Origin of the sequence: Phyllobacterium sp. 0TCS1.6A, from assembly GCF_026420825.1 — a bacterium.
Lineage (GTDB): Bacteria > Pseudomonadota > Alphaproteobacteria > Rhizobiales > Rhizobiaceae > Phyllobacterium.
The window spans coordinates 48,740-65,960 of the sequence record NZ_JAPMAB010000006.1 but is presented as its reverse complement, the minus strand read 5'-3'; the positions used below and the strand labels follow the sequence as shown (position 1 = coordinate 65,960).

At 59.8% G+C, this 17,221-nt stretch carries 14 protein-coding genes and 3 tRNA genes; 4 read left to right on the top strand and 13 right to left on the bottom strand.

The features are described 5' to 3' along the window. Positions 1 to 119: 119 nt before the first annotated feature. The gene (locus OSJ75_RS14020; RefSeq protein WP_267228500.1) at positions 120 to 923 is read right to left on the bottom strand and encodes a helix-turn-helix domain-containing protein; all 804 of its coding nucleotides are present in this window, start codon (positions 921 to 923) and stop codon (positions 120 to 122) included. Between OSJ75_RS14020 and OSJ75_RS14015 the strand changes: the two genes are divergently transcribed. The 3 genes from OSJ75_RS14015 to OSJ75_RS14005 all read left to right on the top strand — a co-directional run bounded on the left by OSJ75_RS14015 (position 922) and on the right by OSJ75_RS14005 (position 1,795). Beyond that, entirely contained in the window at positions 922 to 1,203 is a 282-nt protein-coding gene (locus OSJ75_RS14015) for a hypothetical protein (RefSeq protein ID WP_267228499.1), read from the top strand. The genes OSJ75_RS14020 and OSJ75_RS14015 overlap by 2 nt on opposite strands. A gap of 65 nt (positions 1,204 to 1,268) precedes the next feature. Beyond that, positions 1,269 to 1,460 (top strand): hypothetical protein, encoded by a 192-nt coding sequence (locus OSJ75_RS14010; RefSeq protein ID WP_267228498.1) that lies wholly within the window; start codon positions 1,269 to 1,271, stop codon positions 1,458 to 1,460. A 56-nt stretch (positions 1,461 to 1,516) separates the two neighbouring features. Beyond that, positions 1,517 to 1,795: a hypothetical protein gene (locus OSJ75_RS14005; protein ID WP_250020283.1), complete on the top strand. Its 279-nt coding sequence runs from the start codon at positions 1,517 to 1,519 to the stop codon at positions 1,793 to 1,795. A gap of 135 nt (positions 1,796 to 1,930) precedes the next feature. Here OSJ75_RS14005 and rpoC read toward each other — a convergent pair whose 3' ends face one another. The 12 genes from rpoC to OSJ75_RS13945 all read right to left on the bottom strand — a co-directional run bounded on the left by rpoC (position 1,931) and on the right by OSJ75_RS13945 (position 16,086). Further along, entirely contained in the window at positions 1,931 to 6,139 is a 4,209-nt protein-coding gene (gene rpoC / locus OSJ75_RS14000; RefSeq protein WP_250020282.1) for a DNA-directed RNA polymerase subunit beta', read from the bottom strand. 167 nt (positions 6,140 to 6,306) lie between these two features. After that, positions 6,307 to 10,449, bottom strand: a complete 4,143-nt coding sequence (gene rpoB, locus OSJ75_RS13995; protein WP_250020281.1) for a DNA-directed RNA polymerase subunit beta — start codon at positions 10,447 to 10,449, stop codon at positions 6,307 to 6,309. A 232-nt stretch (positions 10,450 to 10,681) separates the two neighbouring features. Continuing rightward, the gene (gene rplL / locus OSJ75_RS13990) at positions 10,682 to 11,062 is read right to left on the bottom strand and encodes a 50S ribosomal protein L7/L12 (RefSeq protein WP_250020280.1); all 381 of its coding nucleotides are present in this window, start codon (positions 11,060 to 11,062) and stop codon (positions 10,682 to 10,684) included. Between the two features lie 47 nt (positions 11,063 to 11,109). Next, positions 11,110 to 11,628 (bottom strand): 50S ribosomal protein L10, encoded by a 519-nt coding sequence (rplJ, locus tag OSJ75_RS13985; protein WP_250020279.1) that lies wholly within the window; start codon positions 11,626 to 11,628, stop codon positions 11,110 to 11,112. A 345-nt stretch (positions 11,629 to 11,973) separates the two neighbouring features. Further along, positions 11,974 to 12,672 carry a 50S ribosomal protein L1 gene (gene rplA, locus OSJ75_RS13980; protein ID WP_250020278.1) on the bottom strand — a complete coding sequence of 233 codons (699 nt, stop codon included), beginning with the start codon at positions 12,670 to 12,672 and terminating at the stop codon, positions 11,974 to 11,976. A gap of 4 nt (positions 12,673 to 12,676) precedes the next feature. After that, the gene (gene rplK / locus OSJ75_RS13975) at positions 12,677 to 13,105 is read right to left on the bottom strand and encodes a 50S ribosomal protein L11 (protein ID WP_250020277.1); all 429 of its coding nucleotides are present in this window, start codon (positions 13,103 to 13,105) and stop codon (positions 12,677 to 12,679) included. Positions 13,106 to 13,244: 139 nt separating this feature from the next. Beyond that, a complete protein-coding gene (gene nusG / locus OSJ75_RS13970; RefSeq protein WP_250020276.1) occupies positions 13,245 to 13,775 on the bottom strand; it encodes a transcription termination/antitermination protein NusG in 531 nt (176 codons plus the stop codon). A gap of 38 nt (positions 13,776 to 13,813) precedes the next feature. Next, positions 13,814 to 14,014 (bottom strand): preprotein translocase subunit SecE, encoded by a 201-nt coding sequence (gene secE, locus OSJ75_RS13965; RefSeq protein ID WP_250020275.1) that lies wholly within the window; start codon positions 14,012 to 14,014, stop codon positions 13,814 to 13,816. 219 nt (positions 14,015 to 14,233) lie between these two features. Next, positions 14,234 to 14,309: transfer RNA gene (locus OSJ75_RS13960), tRNA-Trp, on the bottom strand. Positions 14,310 to 14,494: 185 nt separating this feature from the next. After that, positions 14,495 to 15,670 carry an elongation factor Tu gene (gene tuf / locus OSJ75_RS13955; protein WP_252597184.1) on the bottom strand — a complete coding sequence of 392 codons (1,176 nt, stop codon included), beginning with the start codon at positions 15,668 to 15,670 and terminating at the stop codon, positions 14,495 to 14,497. A gap of 232 nt (positions 15,671 to 15,902) precedes the next feature. Further along, positions 15,903 to 15,976, bottom strand: a tRNA-Gly gene (locus OSJ75_RS13950). Positions 15,977 to 16,001: 25 nt separating this feature from the next. Next, positions 16,002 to 16,086 (bottom strand) — tRNA-Tyr (locus tag OSJ75_RS13945). Between the two features lie 235 nt (positions 16,087 to 16,321). On the opposite strand from OSJ75_RS13945, the gene rlmB reads away from it, so the two are divergent. Beyond that, a complete protein-coding gene (rlmB, locus tag OSJ75_RS13940; protein ID WP_267228497.1) occupies positions 16,322 to 17,221 on the top strand; it encodes a 23S rRNA (guanosine(2251)-2'-O)-methyltransferase RlmB in 900 nt (299 codons plus the stop codon).

Sequence of the window (17,221 nt, the reverse complement as noted above, 5' to 3'; positions counted from 1 at the left end):
GCTGCATGATGATTGAGGCGAATGACCAGCCATTGGGCGTATGCACCATGGCATAGCCGCCGAGCATCGCGTCCGCGGTGTCTTGACCCGCAATCCGGATTTCCAGTCTGGCGGCGAGCTCAGCGACCAAGCTCGCGTCGCAGCGAGTCGATGAGATTGGCGCCCTGCCGGGCGATCAATTCGTGGATCAGGGGCGGAATGAGCGCATTGTCGGCGCTGCGCGACCGGCTGGCGCGCACCGTTTCCATCAGCGTCGCCCTCGAATTCACCGGCTGCATGATGATCGAGGCGAATGACCAGCCATTGGGCGTATGCACCATGGCATAGCCGCCGAGCATCGCATCGGTCGTGTTGAGCCAATGCAATCGCAACAGCGAGGGCTCGTGGACACCGCACGCATTGATGCCCATGAACAGGAATGCGCCCCAGCGCTCCACCACCAGGCCGCGATGGTCGCCAAAAGCCTGGCTGCGCTGGCCGGCATAACCGTCCGATCTATGGGTCAAACGACGAAACAGGGTCGCCGCGCCTCGCCGGCCGATGGCCATGAGCGCGCAGACGAGCTTGCCCGGATGGCCCGGCATGGTGAAATAGAGGTAGTAAAGACCGGTTGCGATCGATGCGGCCGGCTCGCGCAGCAGCGGTTGAACGAGCTTGCGGCCCTCGTCCAGCACATTGAAATGTCCCAGGTCAACCCGCTCGCCAAAGCCGGCATCATCGGGCGTCTGATAGATTTGCGCCTCGTCGACCCCGAAAAACAGGCAGATGGTGCGGCGCGTCTCGGCATTGGGTTCGCTCTTGCCCGTCAGATATTTTTCCATCTGGGCGCGATGGATGCCAAGCTGCCTTGAAGCGGCGCTGATACTTCCACGGGTCAAGCACAGCCTGCGCAGGTTCGCCGCGAAATTACGGCGCGCAGACATGGGCGGATCCCGGCTGAAAAACAACATTCGTCATACGGACAAGACCTCTAATGGAGGGGCAAACGCGATATTTCAGTGGAGGCGAAGAAGACCTGCTGAACGGAATGGCAAACAAAACCTGGAAATGCAGTGGCGCAGCGGCCACAAAGGGAATATGAACAAAACAGCTTATCGACGACGCGAATTGAGCGTCATGCTTGAGCTTAGCAGCCTTGAGAGCAAGCACATAGAGCCAACTGTGCCGGCCAGCCAGATTATCGGCCTGATGTCGCAAGTATAGGGCGAGCAAGGCCATTGTATAAACCGGCGGTAGCAGCGCCAGCCCCCGCCAGGAGAAAAATCAACGTGTCGAACACTTTCAGCGAAACACAATTGCGGCTCTGGATGCGGGCAATCGAGACCGAGCGCATGCTGGGGCGTTCCCCGCGCGAGGCATTGGAAACGGTCAGGGAATTGATGAGCCTGCAGAGCCGTTGCGACGCAAGCGGCGGGGCCGGCGATGTCGTTAACGACGCTACGCCGGAAACTGCTGGTTGAACCTCCGCGCCGGATCGGCGTTAACCCCATGATCGCAGATATGCACGGAAACAATCATGACTGAAGAAACTCACGCCCAGACCGTTCATCTCGTCGTCGCCGACGTCTGGAAGGACAAGAACGAGGAGCCGAAACATGCGCACCTGCTGCTTGTCACCGAAGATACCGATGGGCTGGTCGATCTCGCGCTGCGCATTTTCGCGGCGCAGGGCTATGAAGAAGCCGAATTGCACGAAATCGGCTCGATAACGGAAGAACCCGACGAAGAGCCCCACCGCTCGGCCTACAAGAATGCCCTCACCGGCCAGGCGGCATTGATCGAATTCGAAGAATAGCCCGGCGCGAAGGTTTCAACCTTCGGCCAAGGCTGACTCATCCAGGCGCGTCAGCCAAATCCTGATCACGGCTTCAAATGAAAAGCCGCCGCGGATCGCTCCGCGGCGGCTTTCTTGTCTGGCGGGGTAACTGGCTTATTCGGCCGGCTGACCCGTCATATCTGTCAGCATCGGACCTGCCTTGGCGGCGCTGGCCCCTGCTTCCTTGCGACGCTCGTCGATGATGAGCTCGTCGCGAGCACCGGCGATGCGGCGGATCTGCTTGACCGTTCCGCCCGTACCTGCCGGGATCAGACGACCGACGATCACGTTTTCCTTCAGGCCCTGCAGCGCATCCATCTTGCCGGCAACTGCGGCCTCGGTGAGGACGCGCGTCGTTTCCTGGAAGGAAGCGGCCGAGATGAAGGATGGCGTCTGCAGCGATGCCTTGGTGATGCCGAGCAGAACCGGAGTACCATAGCCCGGCTTCTTGCCGTCTTCCTCGAGACGCTCATTGATCTCATCGAGCTCGATGCGGTCAACATGATCGCCCGGAATGAAGCCGGTATCGCCGGATTCGGTGATCTCAACCTTCTGCAGCATCTGGCGAACGATCACCTCGATGTGCTTGTCGTTGATCAGAACGCCCTGCAAACGGTAGACTTCCTGGATTTCATTGACGAGATAGGAAGCCAAGGCCTCCACGCCCTTGATAGCCAGAATGTCGTGCGGCGCCGGGTTGCCGTCGAGGATGTAATCGCCCTTTTCGATGGCGTCGCCGTCCTGGAGATGGAAAGGCTTGCCCTTGGGGATCAGATATTCGACTGGCTCGAGCGTCTCATCATTCGGTTCAATGACGATGCGGCGCTTGTTCTTGTAGTCGCGGCCGAAGCGAACCGTACCATCGATCTCGGCGATGATGGCGTGATCCTTCGGACGGCGAGCCTCGAACAGTTCGGCAACGCGCGGCAGACCACCGGTGATGTCCTTGGTCTTGGCGCTTTCCATCGGGATACGGGCCAGAACGTCGCCTGCCTTGACATGCGAACCTGGCTCGACCGAAAGGATCGATTCCACCGACAGCTGGAAGCGGGCATCGCCACCCTTTGCGAGTTTCAGAACCTTGCCGGCCTTGTCCTTGACGACGATGGCAGGCTTCAGATCCGAACCGCGCGGCGTGGAACGCCAGTCGATGACGACACGCTTGGTGATGCCGGTCGACTCGTCCGTCGTTTCAGCAACGGAAAGACCGTCGACCATGTCCTCGAATTCGACATGGCCCTCGACTTCCGTCATGACCGGGCGGGTATAGGGATCCCACTCGGCAATGCGCTGGCCGCGCTTCACGGTATCGCCGTCATCGACATAGATGCGCGAACCGTAGGTGACGCGGTGCGTAGCGCGCTCCTTGCCCGAGGCATCGAGGATGGCCACGGCCATGTTGCGGCCCATGACGACGAGATGGCCGTCCGAGTTGCGCACGACGTTACGGTTGCGGATCTGCACCGTACCCTCATAGCTGGCCTCGAGGAACGACTGATCGACAACCTGCGCCGTACCACCAAGGTGGAACGTACGCATCGTCAGCTGCGTGCCCGGCTCACCGATGGACTGGGCGGCGATGACGCCGACAGCCTCACCCTGATTGACGGGCGTACCGCGTGCAAGGTCACGACCATAGCACTTGGCGCAGATGCCGCCGCGGGTCTCACAGGTGAGCGCCGAACGGATGCGGATCGACTGCACGCCTGCCTTCTCGATGGCATCGACATCGAACTCGTCGATGATGTTGCCGCCGGTGACGATGACTTCGCCCGTTGCCGGATGAAGAATGTCCTCGAGGGCGGTGCGTCCGAGAACGCGCTGGCCGAGCGTCGCGACAACCTGGCCGGCATCGACGATCGGCTGCATGGTAAGGCCGGTCGTGGTGCCGCAATCGGTCGAGATGACGATGCAATCCTGGGCAACGTCGACGAGACGACGCGTCAGGTAACCCGAGTTCGCGGTCTTCAAGGCGGTATCGGCGAGACCCTTGCGGGCACCGTGGGTCGAGTTGAAGTACTCGTTAACGGTGAGGCCTTCCTTGAAGTTCGAGATGATCGGCGTCTCGATGATTTCGCCCGAAGGCTTGGCCATCAGGCCGCGCATGCCGCCAAGCTGGCGCATCTGGTTGGGCGAGCCACGAGCACCGGAGTGGGACATCATGTAGATCGAGTTCATCTGCTTCTGGCGTCCAGTCGCAGGATCGAACTCGACGGCCTTGATGCGCGCCATCATCTCGTCGGCGACCTTCTCGGTGCACTTGCCCCAGGCATCGACGACCTTGTTGTACTTTTCGCCCTGGGTGATCAGGCCGTCATTGTACTGCTGCTCATACTCGGTCGCCAGGGCTTCGGTCTCGGCAACGAGCTTCGCCTTGGTTTCCGGAATGACCATGTCGTCCTTGCCGAAGGAAATGCCGGCGCGGCAGGCATGGCTGAAGCCGAGCTGCATGATGCGGTCGCAGAAGATGACCGTCTCTTTCTGGCCGCAGTGGCGATAGACCGTGTCGATCATCTTGGAGATGTTCTTCTTGGTCATTTCCTGGTTGCAGATGTCGAAAGGCACATTGTGGTGCTTCGGCAGAAGCTCGCCGATGATCATGCGGCCAGGGGTGGTCTCATAGATCTTCGAGGTCGGCTTGCCATCGGCGTCGATGCTCTTGAAGCGGCCCTTGATCTTGGTGTGCAGGGTCACTGCGCCGCTGCCGATCGCATGATGCAATTCGCCCATGTCGGCAAAGGCCATGCCCTCGCCCGGCTCCTTGGCGGCAACGATCGACAGATAGTAGAGACCGAGAACCATGTCCTGCGACGGAACGATGACCGGCAAACCATTGGCGGGATGCAGGATATTGTTCGTCGACATCATCAGGACGCGTGCTTCGAGCTGTGCTTCCAGCGAAAGCGGCACGTGGACAGCCATCTGGTCGCCGTCGAAATCCGCATTGAACGCGGTGCAGACGAGCGGGTGCAGCTGGATGGCTTTGCCCTCGATCAGGATCGGCTCGAATGCCTGGATGCCGAGACGGTGCAGCGTCGGAGCGCGGTTCAACAGAACCGGATGCTCGCGAATGACCTCGTCGAGGATATCCCAGACTTCCGGCTTTTCCTTCTCGACCAGCTTCTTGGCCTGCTTGACGGTGGACGAGTAGCCCTTGGCGTCAAGACGCGCATAGATGAACGGCTTGAACAGTTCGAGCGCCATCTTCTTCGGCAGGCCGCACTGGTGCAGCTTGAGCTCCGGGCCCGTCACGATGACGGAACGGCCGGAATAGTCGACGCGCTTGCCGAGCAGGTTCTGGCGGAAGCGGCCCTGCTTGCCCTTGAGCATGTCGGACAGCGACTTCAGCGGGCGCTTGTTGGCGCCGGTGATGACGCGGCCGCGACGGCCATTGTCGAACAGCGCATCGACCGATTCCTGAAGCATGCGCTTCTCGTTGCGGATGATGATGCCCGGTGCGCGCAATTCGATCAGCCGCTTCAGGCGATTGTTGCGGTTGATGACGCGGCGGTACAGATCGTTGAGGTCCGACGTCGCGAAACGGCCGCCATCCAGCGGCACGAGCGGACGCAGATCCGGCGGGATGACCGGAATGGTCTTCATGATCATCCACTCGGGACGATTGCCGGATTCGAGGAAGTTCTCGACGATCTTCAGACGCTTCATCAGCTTCTTCTGCTTCAGATCGGACGTCGTCGTCGCAAGGTCCTCGCGCAGTTCATTGGCGATCTTCTCGAGGTCCATCGATGCGAGCAGTTCGTGGATCGCCTCTGCGCCGATGAGCGCGGTGAAGGCGTCCTCACCATATTCGTCGACCGCGATCATATATTCTTCTTCTGAAAGGAGCTGGTGCTCCTTCAGCGCAGTCAGGCCGGGCTCGGTGACGATATAGTTCTCGAAATAGAGCACGCGCTCGATGCCCTTGAGGGTCATGTCGAGCAGGGTGCCGATGCGGCTGGGCAGCGACTTCAGGAACCAGATATGCGCAACCGGAGCTGCGAGTTCGATATGGCCCATGCGCTCACGGCGGACGCGCGACAGCGTGACTTCGACGCCGCACTTCTCGCAGATGATGCCCTTGTATTTCATGCGCTTGTACTTGCCGCACAAGCATTCATAGTCCTTGATCGGCCCGAAGATCCGTGCACAGAAAAGACCATCCCGCTCCGGCTTGAAGGTGCGGTAGTTGATCGTCTCCGGCTTCTTGATCTCACCGTATGACCAGGACAGAATCTTCTCAGGGCTGGCGATCGATATCCGGATGGAATCGAAGGCCTGAAGAGGCGCCTGAGGATTGAAAAGATTCATGACCTCTTGGTTCATGCCGTTTCTCCATGGGGCAGAATATGCCCTTTTCTTGCGATGGATTGCCGCCGCCGCGGGTCCATCTGGATCAAATGCCGCATTCGCGGCCCGTAGTAGAATCCTGCATCGCACATGATCCGATCATGTGCGGGGCGGGTGCGCGGCGGGCGCGCACCCTGCCCTTTTTACTCGGCAGCGTCAGGCAGTGCCTGCTGCTGCTGTTCGAGCTGACGCGTATCGTCCAGCTCCACATTGAGACCGAGCGAGCGCATTTCCTTGACGAGAACGTTGAAGCTCTCCGGTATGCCTGCCTCGAACGTATCGTCGCCGCGGACGATCGCCTCGTAGACCTTGGTGCGTCCGGCGACGTCATCCGACTTCACCGTCAGCATTTCCTGCAGCGTATAGGCTGCACCATAGGCCTCGAGTGCCCAGACCTCCATCTCGCCGAAGCGCTGACCGCCGAACTGGGCCTTACCGCCCAGGGGCTGCTGCGTTACCAGCGAGTATGGTCCGATCGAACGGGCATGGATCTTGTCGTCGACCAGGTGATGCAGCTTGAGCATGTAGATGTAGCCTACGGTCACCTGACGGTCGAACGGCTCGCCCGTACGTCCATCATAAAGCGTGGACTGGCCGGAAGCCTTCAGACCCGCCTGCTCCAGCATCACATTGATGTCCGGCTCATGCGCGCCGTCGAAGACCGGCGTTGCGATCGAAACACCACGCTTCATCTGCTCACCAAGACGAACGATGCTCTCGTCGTCATAGTTCCGAACAGGTTCGTTACGATCATTGTCCGGTATGATGGACTCGATCGTGGTGCGCAGCGGTGCGATATCGCCCTGTGCCTTGTAGGCCTCGATCAGATCACCGATCTTCTTGCCCATTCCGGCGCAGGCCCAGCCCAGATGCGTCTCCAGGATCTGGCCCACATTCATGCGGCTCGGCACGCCCAGCGGATTGAGCACGATGTCGACATGGGTACCGTCCTCGAGGAACGGCATGTCTTCAACGGCGGCAATACGCGAAACCACGCCCTTGTTGCCATGACGGCCGGCCATCTTGTCGCCCGGCTGGATCTTGCGCTTCACGGCAACGAAGACCTTGACCATCTTCATGACGCCCGGAGGCATCTCGTCGCCGCGCTGTACTTTCTCGACCTTGTCCATGAAGCGCTGCTCGAGCAACTTCTTGGAATCGTCGTACTGGTTGCGCAGAGCTTCGATTTCGCCCTGGAGCTTCTCGTCGTCGACGGCAAACTGCCACCACTGGGAACGAGGATACTCACCCATCACGTCCTGGTTGACGACCGTGCCCTTCTTGAAGGTCTTAGGTCCGGCAACAGCCTGCTTGCCGTCCAGGAACTCGGACAGACGTCCATAGACGTTGCGGTCCAGAATAGCCTGTTCGTCATCGCGGTCCTTGGCCAGGCGCTCGATCTCCTCGCGCTCGATCGCCATTGCGCGCTCGTCCTTTTCAACGCCATGGCGATTGAAAACACGAACTTCCACAACCGTACCATAGGTTCCGGGCGGCATGCGCATGGAGGTGTCACGAACGTCCGACGCCTTCTCGCCGAAGATGGCGCGCAGAAGCTTCTCTTCCGGCGTCATCGGGCTTTCGCCCTTCGGCGTGATCTTGCCGACGAGGATATCGCCCGGCTGAACCTCGGCGCCGATATAGACGATACCGGCTTCGTCCAGGTTCTTCAGCGCTTCTTCCGAGACATTCGGAATGTCGCGCGTGATTTCTTCCGGTCCGAGCTTGGTGTCGCGGGCCATGACCTCGAATTCCTCGATATGGATCGAGGTGAAGACGTCATCGGACACGATCTTCTCGGAAAGAAGGATCGAATCCTCGTAGTTGTAGCCATTCCACGGCATGAACGCGACGAGCACGTTGCGGCCGAGCGCCAGATCGCCCAGATCCGTGGACGGACCGTCGGCAATGATGTCGCCCTTCTCGATCCGGTCACCGACGCGAACCAGCGGACGCTGGTTAATGCAGGTGTTCTGGTTCGAGCGCTGGAACTTCATCAGGCGATAGATATCGACGCCCGACTTGCCGGGCACGAGGTCCTCGGTCGCGCGGATGACGATACGTGTCGCATCCACCTGATCGACGATGCCCGTACGACGCGCGCCAATGGCGGCGCCGGAGTCGCGGGCGACGATCGGCTCCATGCCGGTTCCGACGAACGGCGCTTCGGCGCGAACGAGGGGAACGGCCTGACGCTGCATGTTCGAGCCCATGAGCGCGCGGTTGGCGTCGTCATTCTCGAGGAAGGGAATGAGCGCCGCTGCAACCGAGACCAGCTGCTTCGGAGACACGTCCATCAGGTCCACGTTTTCGCGCGGGGCCATCAGAACTTCGCCGGCATGGCGGCATACGACGAACTCGTCCGTGAAGGCACCGGTGGCGTCGAGCTCCACATTGGCCTGCGCCACGTGGTACTTCGCCTCTTCCATGGCCGAGAGGTAGACAACCTCGTCCGTCACCCTGCCATCGATGATCTTGCGGTACGGGCTTTCGATGAAGCCGTACTTGTTGACCCGGGCAAAGGTGGCCAGCGAGTTGATCAGACCGATATTCGGGCCTTCCGGCGTCTCGATCGGGCAGATACGGCCATAATGCGTCGGATGAACGTCGCGAACCTCGAAGCCTGCACGCTCGCGGGTCAGACCGCCCGGTCCAAGCGCCGAGAGACGACGCTTGTGCGTGATCTCGGAAAGCGGGTTGGTCTGGTCCATGAACTGCGACAGCTGCGAGGAGCCGAAGAATTCGCGGACGGCAGCGGCAGCCGGCTTCGCATTGATCAGATCCTGCGGCATGACCGTATCGATCTCGATCGACGACATGCGCTCCTTGATGGCGCGCTCCATGCGCAGCAGGCCGACGCGGTACTGATTTTCCATCAGCTCGCCAACGGAACGAACGCGGCGGTTGCCGAGATTGTCGATGTCGTCGATCTCGCCACGGCCGTCGCGCAGGTCCACCAGCATCTTGACCACGGCAAGAATGTCCTCGCGGCGCAGGATACGAACCGTATCTTCCGCATCGAGATCGAGGCGCATGTTCATCTTGACGCGGCCAACGGCCGACAGGTCGTAGCGTTCGCTGTCGAAGAACAGCGACTTGAACATCGCTTCGGCGGAATCGATCGTGGGCGGCTCACCCGGGCGCATGACACGGTAAATGTCGAACAGCGCGTCCTGGCGGCCCTCGTTCTTGTCCACTGCAAGCGTGTTGCGGATATATGGTCCGATATTGACGTGGTCGATATCGAGAACATTGATCTCGCTGACACCGGCGGTCTCGAGCAGAACCTTCAGCGTCTTCTCGTCGAGCTCGTCGCCCGCTTCGAGATAGACCTCGCCCGTTTCCATGTTGACGATGTCTTCGGAGAGATAGGAACCGAACAGATCGTCTTCCGTGGCCTTGATGAACTTGAGGCCCTTCTCGGCCAGCTGCTTGGCGCTGCGCGCCGTCAGCTTCTTGCCGCTTTCGAGCACGACTTCGCCCGTATCCGCGTCGATGACGTCGCTGGTGGCCTTGAAGCCCTTGAAGCGCTCCACCGAATAGGGAATGCGCCAGCTATCGCCGTCACGGCTATAGGTGAAGGAGTTGTAGAAGGTCGAAAGGATCTCTTCGCTATCCATGCCGAGCGCCATGAGCAGCGACGTCACCGGAATCTTGCGGCGGCGATCGATACGCGCATAGACGACGTCCTTCGCGTCGAACTCGATGTCGAGCCACGAACCGCGATAGGGGATGACGCGCGCTGCGAACAGCAGCTTGCCGGAAGAGTGGGTCTTGCCCTTGTCGTGATCGAAGAACACACCGGGCGAACGGTGCATCTGCGATACGATCACGCGCTCCGTGCCGTTGACGATGAAGGTGCCGTTGTCCGTCATCAGGGGCATGTCGCCCATGTAGACGTCCTGCTCCTTGATGTCCTTGATCGACTTGGCGCCCGTATCCTCGTCAATGTCGAACACGATGAGGCGCAGCGTCACCTTGAGCGGCGCAGCGTAAGTCAGATCGCGTTGACGGCATTCGTCCACGTCGAATTTGGGGGCCTCGAACTCGTACTTGACGAATTCGAGCATGGAAGCACCGGAGAAGTCCTGGATCGGGAAGACAGACTTGAACACAGCCTGCAAACCTTCATCCAGTCGCCCGCCTTTCGGCTCTTCCACCATCAGGAACTGATCGTAGGAAGCTTTTTGAACCTCGATGAGGTTCGGCATCTCTGCGACTTCCGGAATCTTACCGAAAAACTTGCGTACGCGCCTACGACCATTGAAAGAATGGGTCTGAGCCATCGTCGCTCCTCGTCTTTATGCCAGAAAGGCTGGCCTGTTTTCTTAAAACCGCTTGTGCGGCCCCATGAACGGGACAAAACCCGTTTCCTGAAAGCATCCGCCTGCCATCAGGAAAAGGGTTAAGTACCGGCCCTCCGAAGAGGGGTATTCTCGTCCGCCTGTCGCTTTTGCCCTCGAAGCGCGGTGACAGGATTGGCGGACAGGTTGCCCTGTCCGCCGATAGTCGCAAGGCTTACTTGAGTTCGACCTTGGCGCCAGCTGCTTCGAGCTGTGCCTTGATCTTCTCAGCTTCGTCCTTGGCAGCGCCTTCCTTGACAGGCTTCGGAGCTGCTTCAACGAGGTCCTTGGCTTCCTTGAGGCCGAGACCGGTGATTGCGCGGACTTCCTTGATCACGTTGATCTTGTTAGCGCCGGCATCGGTCAGAACGACGTCGAATTCAGTCTTCTCTTCTGCAGCGGCAGCACCACCGGCAGCGCCGCCAGCGGCAGCAGCTACGGCGACGGGAGCAGCGGCGGAAACGCCCCACTTCTCTTCCAGAAGCTTCGAAAGTTCGGCAGCTTCGAGAACGGTCAGGTTGGACAGGTCTTCTACGATCTTTGCGAGATCAGTCATTTTCAATTTCCTTTACAAGGTTCGATATATTGACAGCGAGAACGGCCTTATGCCGCTTCGTCCTTCCGGGCATAGGCGCCGAATACGCGGGCAAGCTGACCTGCCGGTGCGTTGACGATCTGAGCGATGCGCGTAGCCGGTGTCTGGATCATGCCCAGCAGCTTTGCGCGCAACTCGTCGAGGGACGGCAGTGCGGCCAGAGCCTTCACGCCTTCCGGATCGAGAGTCGTCGTTCCCATCGAGCCACCAAGAATGACGAGCTTCTCGTTACCCTTGGCAAATTCGATGGCGATCTTCGGTGCCGTTATCGGATCATTGGAATAGGCAACAAGCGTCTGACCTGTGAACAGATCAGCAATGCCTTCCGAATCCGTGCCTTGAAGAGCGATTTTGGCGAGGCGGTTCTTCGCGACTTTAACGGTACCACCAGCATCACGCATCCTGGAACGAAGATCGCTCAACTGCGCAACGGTGAGACCGGTATAGTGGGCCACGACAACTGAACCGGAATCCTTGAAGACCCCATTCAGCCACGCGACGAATTCGCGCTTTTCCGCTTTTTCCACTGTCTCTCTCCATTTGATGAAAGCGAACATGCTTCCATCGGGTTGCCTTTGCGCCGCCGGCTGCAATCCATCAGGATTGAAACCAACAGCTCTCGAGGATCCTGTCCCCTTTGCCGTACCGGCAAGCCGGCAGCAAGCGAAAGGCAACTACGGTTCGAACCTTGTCTTTCGGGCCGAAGCCCACAAAACAGGTTTTTCCACGTCTCATGCGGGTTCTTGCGATATTAAGGCGAACCACCCGCAATCTCGGACAGGATAACCGGACTTTCATCCGGCTATCCAGGCCCCGAAGGGCCTGGAATTCTTTCATATCAGGCAATTGGGCCTGATAGTTAAACGACTGCCTTAGGCGACCCGTACAGTAGACGGATCGATCTTCACGCCAGCGCCCATCGTCGACGAAATCGCGACGCGCTTGACGTATTCACCCTTGGCGCCCGCAGGCTTTGCCTTGGTGACGGCATCGGCGAATGCCTTGATGTTCTCTTCCAGCGCCTTGGCGTCGAAGGATGCCTTGCCAACGCCGGCATGAACGATACCGGCCTTCTCGACGCGGAACTCGACAGCGCCGCCCTTGGACGCCTTGACGGCGCCGGCAACGTCGGCGGTTACGGTGCCGACCTTCGGGTTCGGCATCATGCCGCGCGGGCCGAGTACCTTGCCGAGACGGCCGACGAGCGGCATCATGTCCGGGGTCGCGATGCAGCGATCGAAGTCGATCTTGCCGCCATTGACGATCTCGAACAGCTCTTCCGCGCCGACGATGTCGGCACCGGCTGCCTTGGCCTCTTCGGCCTTGTCGCCGCGGGCGAACACGGCAACGCGGACGGAACGGCCAGTGCCATTCGGCAGGTTGACGACGCCGCGCACCATCTGGTCCGCATGGCGGGGATCAACGCCGAGGTTCATGGCCACTTCGATGGTCTCGTCGAACTTGGCAACCGCACGCTCCTTCACCAGGGCGATGGCCGAGGTGAGGTCGTACAGCTTGTTGCGATCGACACCTTCGCGAATCTTAGCTACGCGCTTTGCAATCTTTGCCATCGTCTCAGCCCACCACTTCCAGGCCCATCGAACGGGCAGAACCTTCGACCATGCGCATTGCAGCCTCGACATCGGCTGCATTCAGGTCCTTCATCTTCGCTTCAGCGATCTCGCGGACCTTGTCACGCGAGATATTGCCTGCAACAACCTTGCCTGGCTCCTTGGAACCGGACTTCAGGTTGGCGGCCTTCTTCAGGAAGTACGAAACAGGCGGCGTCTTCATCACAAAAGTGAAGGACTTGTCCTGGTAATAGGTGATGACGACCGGAATGGGCGAACCCTTTTCCAGTTCCTGCGTGGCCGCATTGAAGGCCTTGCAGAATTCCATGATGTTGATGCCGCGCTGACCAAGTGCCGGTCCGATCGGCGGGGACGGCGTTGCCGATCCTGCCGAAACCTGCAGCTTGAGCTGGCCTGCTACTTTCTTAGCCATAACTACTCTGCCTTGTCTATTGTGCCGGATTTACCGGCGATTGCAGTTCGGTGGTGCGGCTTGGAAGCCCGGCTGAGGCGCCTCACCTCCCACCATGATGACCACTTGCGTGGTCCGCGGCTCGTCGAGCCGCCGTCGATCAGACCTTTTCGACCTGACCGAATTCGAGATCGACGGGGGTCGCACGACCAAAGATGGAGACCTCCACCTTGAGACGCGACCGCTCATCGTCGACTTCCTGCACCGTCCCGTTGAACGATGCGAAGGGCCCATCGGCAACGCGAACGCTTTCGCCGATCTCGAAGGATATCGACGCCTTCGGGCGCTCGACACCTTCCTGAACCTGCATCAGGATCTGATCGGCCTCGCGATCGGAGATCGCAATCGGCTTGCTGTCCGAGCCAAGGAAACCGGTTACCTTCGGCGTGTTCTTGATCAGATGATAGGCATCATCCGTCAGATCGGCGCGGACAAGCACGTAACCCGGGAAGAACTTGCGCTCTGCGTCAACCTTGCGGCCGCGGCGCACCTCCACCACTTTCTCGGTCGGTACGAGAATCTTCTCGAACAGGTGCGACAGACCCTTCTGACGCGCCTTTTCCTCGATCGACTCCGCGACCTTCTTTTCAAAATTCGAATAGGCGTGAACGATATACCAGCGCGCGGCCATTGCTAATTCCCAATCCCGATTTTTCTTGTCAGCCTGCGTTAACGACCAAGACCGAGAATGAGATCAATCCCGTATGCCATCAACTGATCAGCTGCGAAAAAGAAAATCGCAGCAAAAAACGCCATAACCATCACCATCGCGGTGGAAATCAGCGTCTCACGACGCGAAGGCCAGGTGACCTTCGCAGTTTCAGCGCGCACCTGCTGAAAGAAAGTTATTGGATTCGTCTTGGATGCCATTTACCGCCCGTGCGTATCGTTTTGCTGCAAACATCGGATATCGTTGTAATATCGACCGTTCACACCATTACGGCCCGTAAAGCTGTTCGTTCAGCTTCACGCACCGCGTGTCTGTTGACGTTACATAGAACCGATTCCGGAAAAACGCAAGTCCCCGGAGTCAATTCCTCTCAACATCTGTCGATACACCATCCAATCGTGCACAGGCAGACTATGTAGTGGCAGGGGAGACAGGATTCGAACCTGCGACCTACGGTTTTGGAGACCGCCGCTCTACCAACTGAGCTACTCCCCTACTTCGCGGCGTACATTCCACAAAGCCGCCGCCTTTTCAAGGGCTAATCGGCGACTTCCTGTGAGTCGCAGCAAATTTGTTGGCCGCGATTTCCTTGCACGGCCAACAAAGCATGCCCAACAAGGCAGGCCACAAAAAAGGGCGGCCCGATGGACCGCCCTCTTCGTCAGATAATGAATATCGACTTATTCAATGATCGAGGAGACGATGCCGGCACCGACGGTGCGGCCGCCTTCACGGATAGCGAAGCGCAGCTTCTCTTCCATGGCGATCGGCACGATCAGCGTCACGTCGACGGCGATGTTGTCGCCCGGCATGACCATTTCCGTGCCTTCCGGCAGCGTCACCACACCCGTCACGTCCGTCGTGCGGAAGTAGAACTGCGGACGGTAGTTGGTGAAGAACGGCGTATGACGGCCACCCTCGTCCTTGGTCAGGATGTAGGCTTCCGCCTTGAACTTCGTGTGCGGCTTGACCGAACCCGGCTTGCAAAGGATCTGGCCGCGCTCGACGCCCTCACGGTCGACACCGCGCAGCAGCGCACCGATGTTGTCGCCAGCCTGGCCCTGGTCGAGCAGCTTGCGGAACATTTCAACGCCGGTAACCGTCGTCTTCGAGGTCGGACGGATGCCGACGATCTCGACTTCCTCGCCAACCTTGACGATGCCACGCTCGACGCGGCCCGTCACAACCGTACCACGGCCGGAGATCGAGAAAACGTCTTCGATCGGCATCAGGAACGGCTGGTCGACCGGACGCTCCGGCGTCGGGATGTACTTGTCGACTTCAGCCATCAGCGCGCGAACCGCATCTTCGCCGATCGTCTTGTCGGAATCTTCCAGCGCGGCAAGCGCCGAACCCTTGATGATCGGAATGTCGTCGCCCGGGAAATCATACTTCGACAGCAGCTCGCGAACCTCGAGCTCGACCAGTTCCAGAAGCTCGGCATCGTCAACCTGGTCGACCTTGTTCAGGAAAACCACGATCGCAGGAACGCCAACCTGGCGGGCGAGAAGAATGTGCTCGCGCGTCTGCGGCATCGGGCCGTCGGCAGCCGAAACGACCAGGATCGCGCCGTCCATCTGCGCAGCGCCGGTGATCATGTTCTTCACATAATCGGCGTGGCCGGGGCAGTCGACGTGGGCGTAGTGGCGGTTCTCCGTCTCGTATTCGACGTGCGCCGTCGAGATCGTGATGCCGCGAGCCTTTTCCTCAGGCGCAGCGTCAATCTGGTCATACGCCTTGAACTCACCAAAATACTTCGTAATCGCTGCCGTCAACGACGTCTTGCCATGGTCCACGTGACCAATCGTGCCAATGTTAACGTGCGGCTTGTTACGTTCAAACTTGCTCTTAGCCATACTGTCGTTCTCTCGTCATCACAACCGGCTGCACCGGTCCCATATTTGCAGTCAGACGAGACAGCGAACCGTCCGTCAGCACAGTTAACCGCTCCGCCTCAAGGCCTTGCGGCTCGATTCGTCCCGGCGTTCTGCTCGTCATATGGGGACACATGAGCGGCGTACTATGCTCAAGACAAAAAACGAAGAGCACCAATACGCGCTCTCGCATGTACGCGGTGCTCTCTATATCTGGAGCGGGTAGCGGGAATCGAACCCGCGTATTCAGCTTGGAAGGCTGCTGCTCTACCATTGAGCTATACCCGCACATCGTGGCGTCCGGTTCCGGCAATGGTGGAGGGGGTTGGATTCGAACCAACGTAGGCCAAGCCAACGGATTTACAGTCCGTCCCCTTTAACCACTCGGGCACCCCTCCGGCATTGCCGATGGAACCGCACCACAAGGCACTCTGCAGTCAACCGGACCAGTTCGTCAGCGGCTGCTTGCGGAGGGCCTTATGCCGACTAGGCCACGTGGTGTCAACACCTCGCTTCACAAAATGCGCGGCCTTCACAAAATGAGCCGTTTAAGGCCGACAAAAATGCAGCCGGCGCGCAAATTGCGGCAAAACTCCTGTATCGAACTTGCCCGCGAAGGAGTATATCGCGGGCATGACCGATCAAAAATCATCCCGCACGCCCAAAGACACCCATTACGCCAATCTCCGGCGGCAGTTCCGCGACCAGAAAGCCGGTACCGTCGGCAAAGGTCCGGCCGGCAAGGGTCCGGCCGGCAAGCCTCAGCGCCCGCAGCGGCCGGCGACCGACGCCACTCCGGTGCCGGAAGGCCTGATCCGCCTCTATGGCCTTCACACGGTGCGCGCCGCGCTGGACAATCCCGCCCGGCAGATCAGGCGCATGCTGGTGACGAGGAACGCCCTCGACCGGCTGGAGATCGCCGACGTCGGCGCCCTGCCCTTCGCCGTCGAGATCGTCGAGCCGCGCGCCATCGACCGCGAAACCGGTTCCGAAGCGGTGCATCAGGGCGTCATGATCGAAGCAAGGCCGCTGAAGACGCATTCGCTGAAGGCATTGCAGGACAGTTCGCTGCTGCTGATTCTCGACCAGGTGACCGATCCGCACAATGTCGGCGCGATCATGCGCTCGGCCGTCGCTTTCGGCGCCGGCGCCATCATCACCACCGCGCGGCACAGCCCGCAGGAATCCGGCGTTCTGGCGAAGGCGGCGTCCGGCGCGCTCGAACTCATCCCGCATATCGAGGTGCGCAACCTCGCCGATGCGATCGGCGAACTGCACGATCTCGGCTTCGTCACCATCGGTCTCGATTCGGAAGGACCGCTCGAACTCGAGCAGACGATGACGCCCGGCCGCATCGCGCTGGTGCTCGGCGCGGAGGGCAAGGGATTGCGGCAGAAGACCCGCGAGACGGTCAGCCATCTCGCCCGCCTCGACATGCCCGGCGCCATCAAATCGCTCAATGTTTCCAACGCGGCGGCGATTTCGCTCTATGCGGCCCAGCGGTTTCTTGCCGCCGGCAGCCAGGCCGCCTGA

Bases quoted from the DNA above. Each gene is read 5' to 3' on its own strand.
- OSJ75_RS14015 (WP_267228499.1), top strand. From the start codon at position 922: ATGGGCGGATCCCGGCTGAAAAACAACATTCGTCATACGGACAAGACC.
- OSJ75_RS14020 (WP_267228500.1), bottom strand. From the start codon at position 923: ATGTCTGCGCGCCGTAATTTCGCGGCGAACCTGCGCAGGCTGTGCTTG.
- OSJ75_RS14005 (WP_250020283.1), top strand. From the start codon at position 1,517: ATGACTGAAGAAACTCACGCCCAGACCGTTCATCTCGTCGTCGCCGAC.
- rpoC (WP_250020282.1), bottom strand. From the start codon at position 6,139: ATGAACCAAGAGGTCATGAATCTTTTCAATCCTCAGGCGCCTCTTCAG.
- rpoB (WP_250020281.1), bottom strand. From the start codon at position 10,449: ATGGCTCAGACCCATTCTTTCAATGGTCGTAGGCGCGTACGCAAGTTT.
- rplL (WP_250020280.1), bottom strand. From the start codon at position 11,062: ATGACTGATCTCGCAAAGATCGTAGAAGACCTGTCCAACCTGACCGTT.
- rplA (WP_250020278.1), bottom strand. From the start codon at position 12,672: ATGGCAAAGATTGCAAAGCGCGTAGCTAAGATTCGCGAAGGTGTCGAT.
- rplK (WP_250020277.1), bottom strand. From the start codon at position 13,105: ATGGCTAAGAAAGTAGCAGGCCAGCTCAAGCTGCAGGTTTCGGCAGGA.
- nusG (WP_250020276.1), bottom strand. From the start codon at position 13,775: ATGGCCGCGCGCTGGTATATCGTTCACGCCTATTCGAATTTTGAAAAG.
- secE (WP_250020275.1), bottom strand. From the start codon at position 14,014: ATGGCATCCAAGACGAATCCAATAACTTTCTTTCAGCAGGTGCGCGCT.
- tuf (WP_252597184.1), bottom strand. From the start codon at position 15,670: ATGGCTAAGAGCAAGTTTGAACGTAACAAGCCGCACGTTAACATTGGC.
- rlmB (WP_267228497.1), top strand. From the start codon at position 16,322: ATGACCGATCAAAAATCATCCCGCACGCCCAAAGACACCCATTACGCC.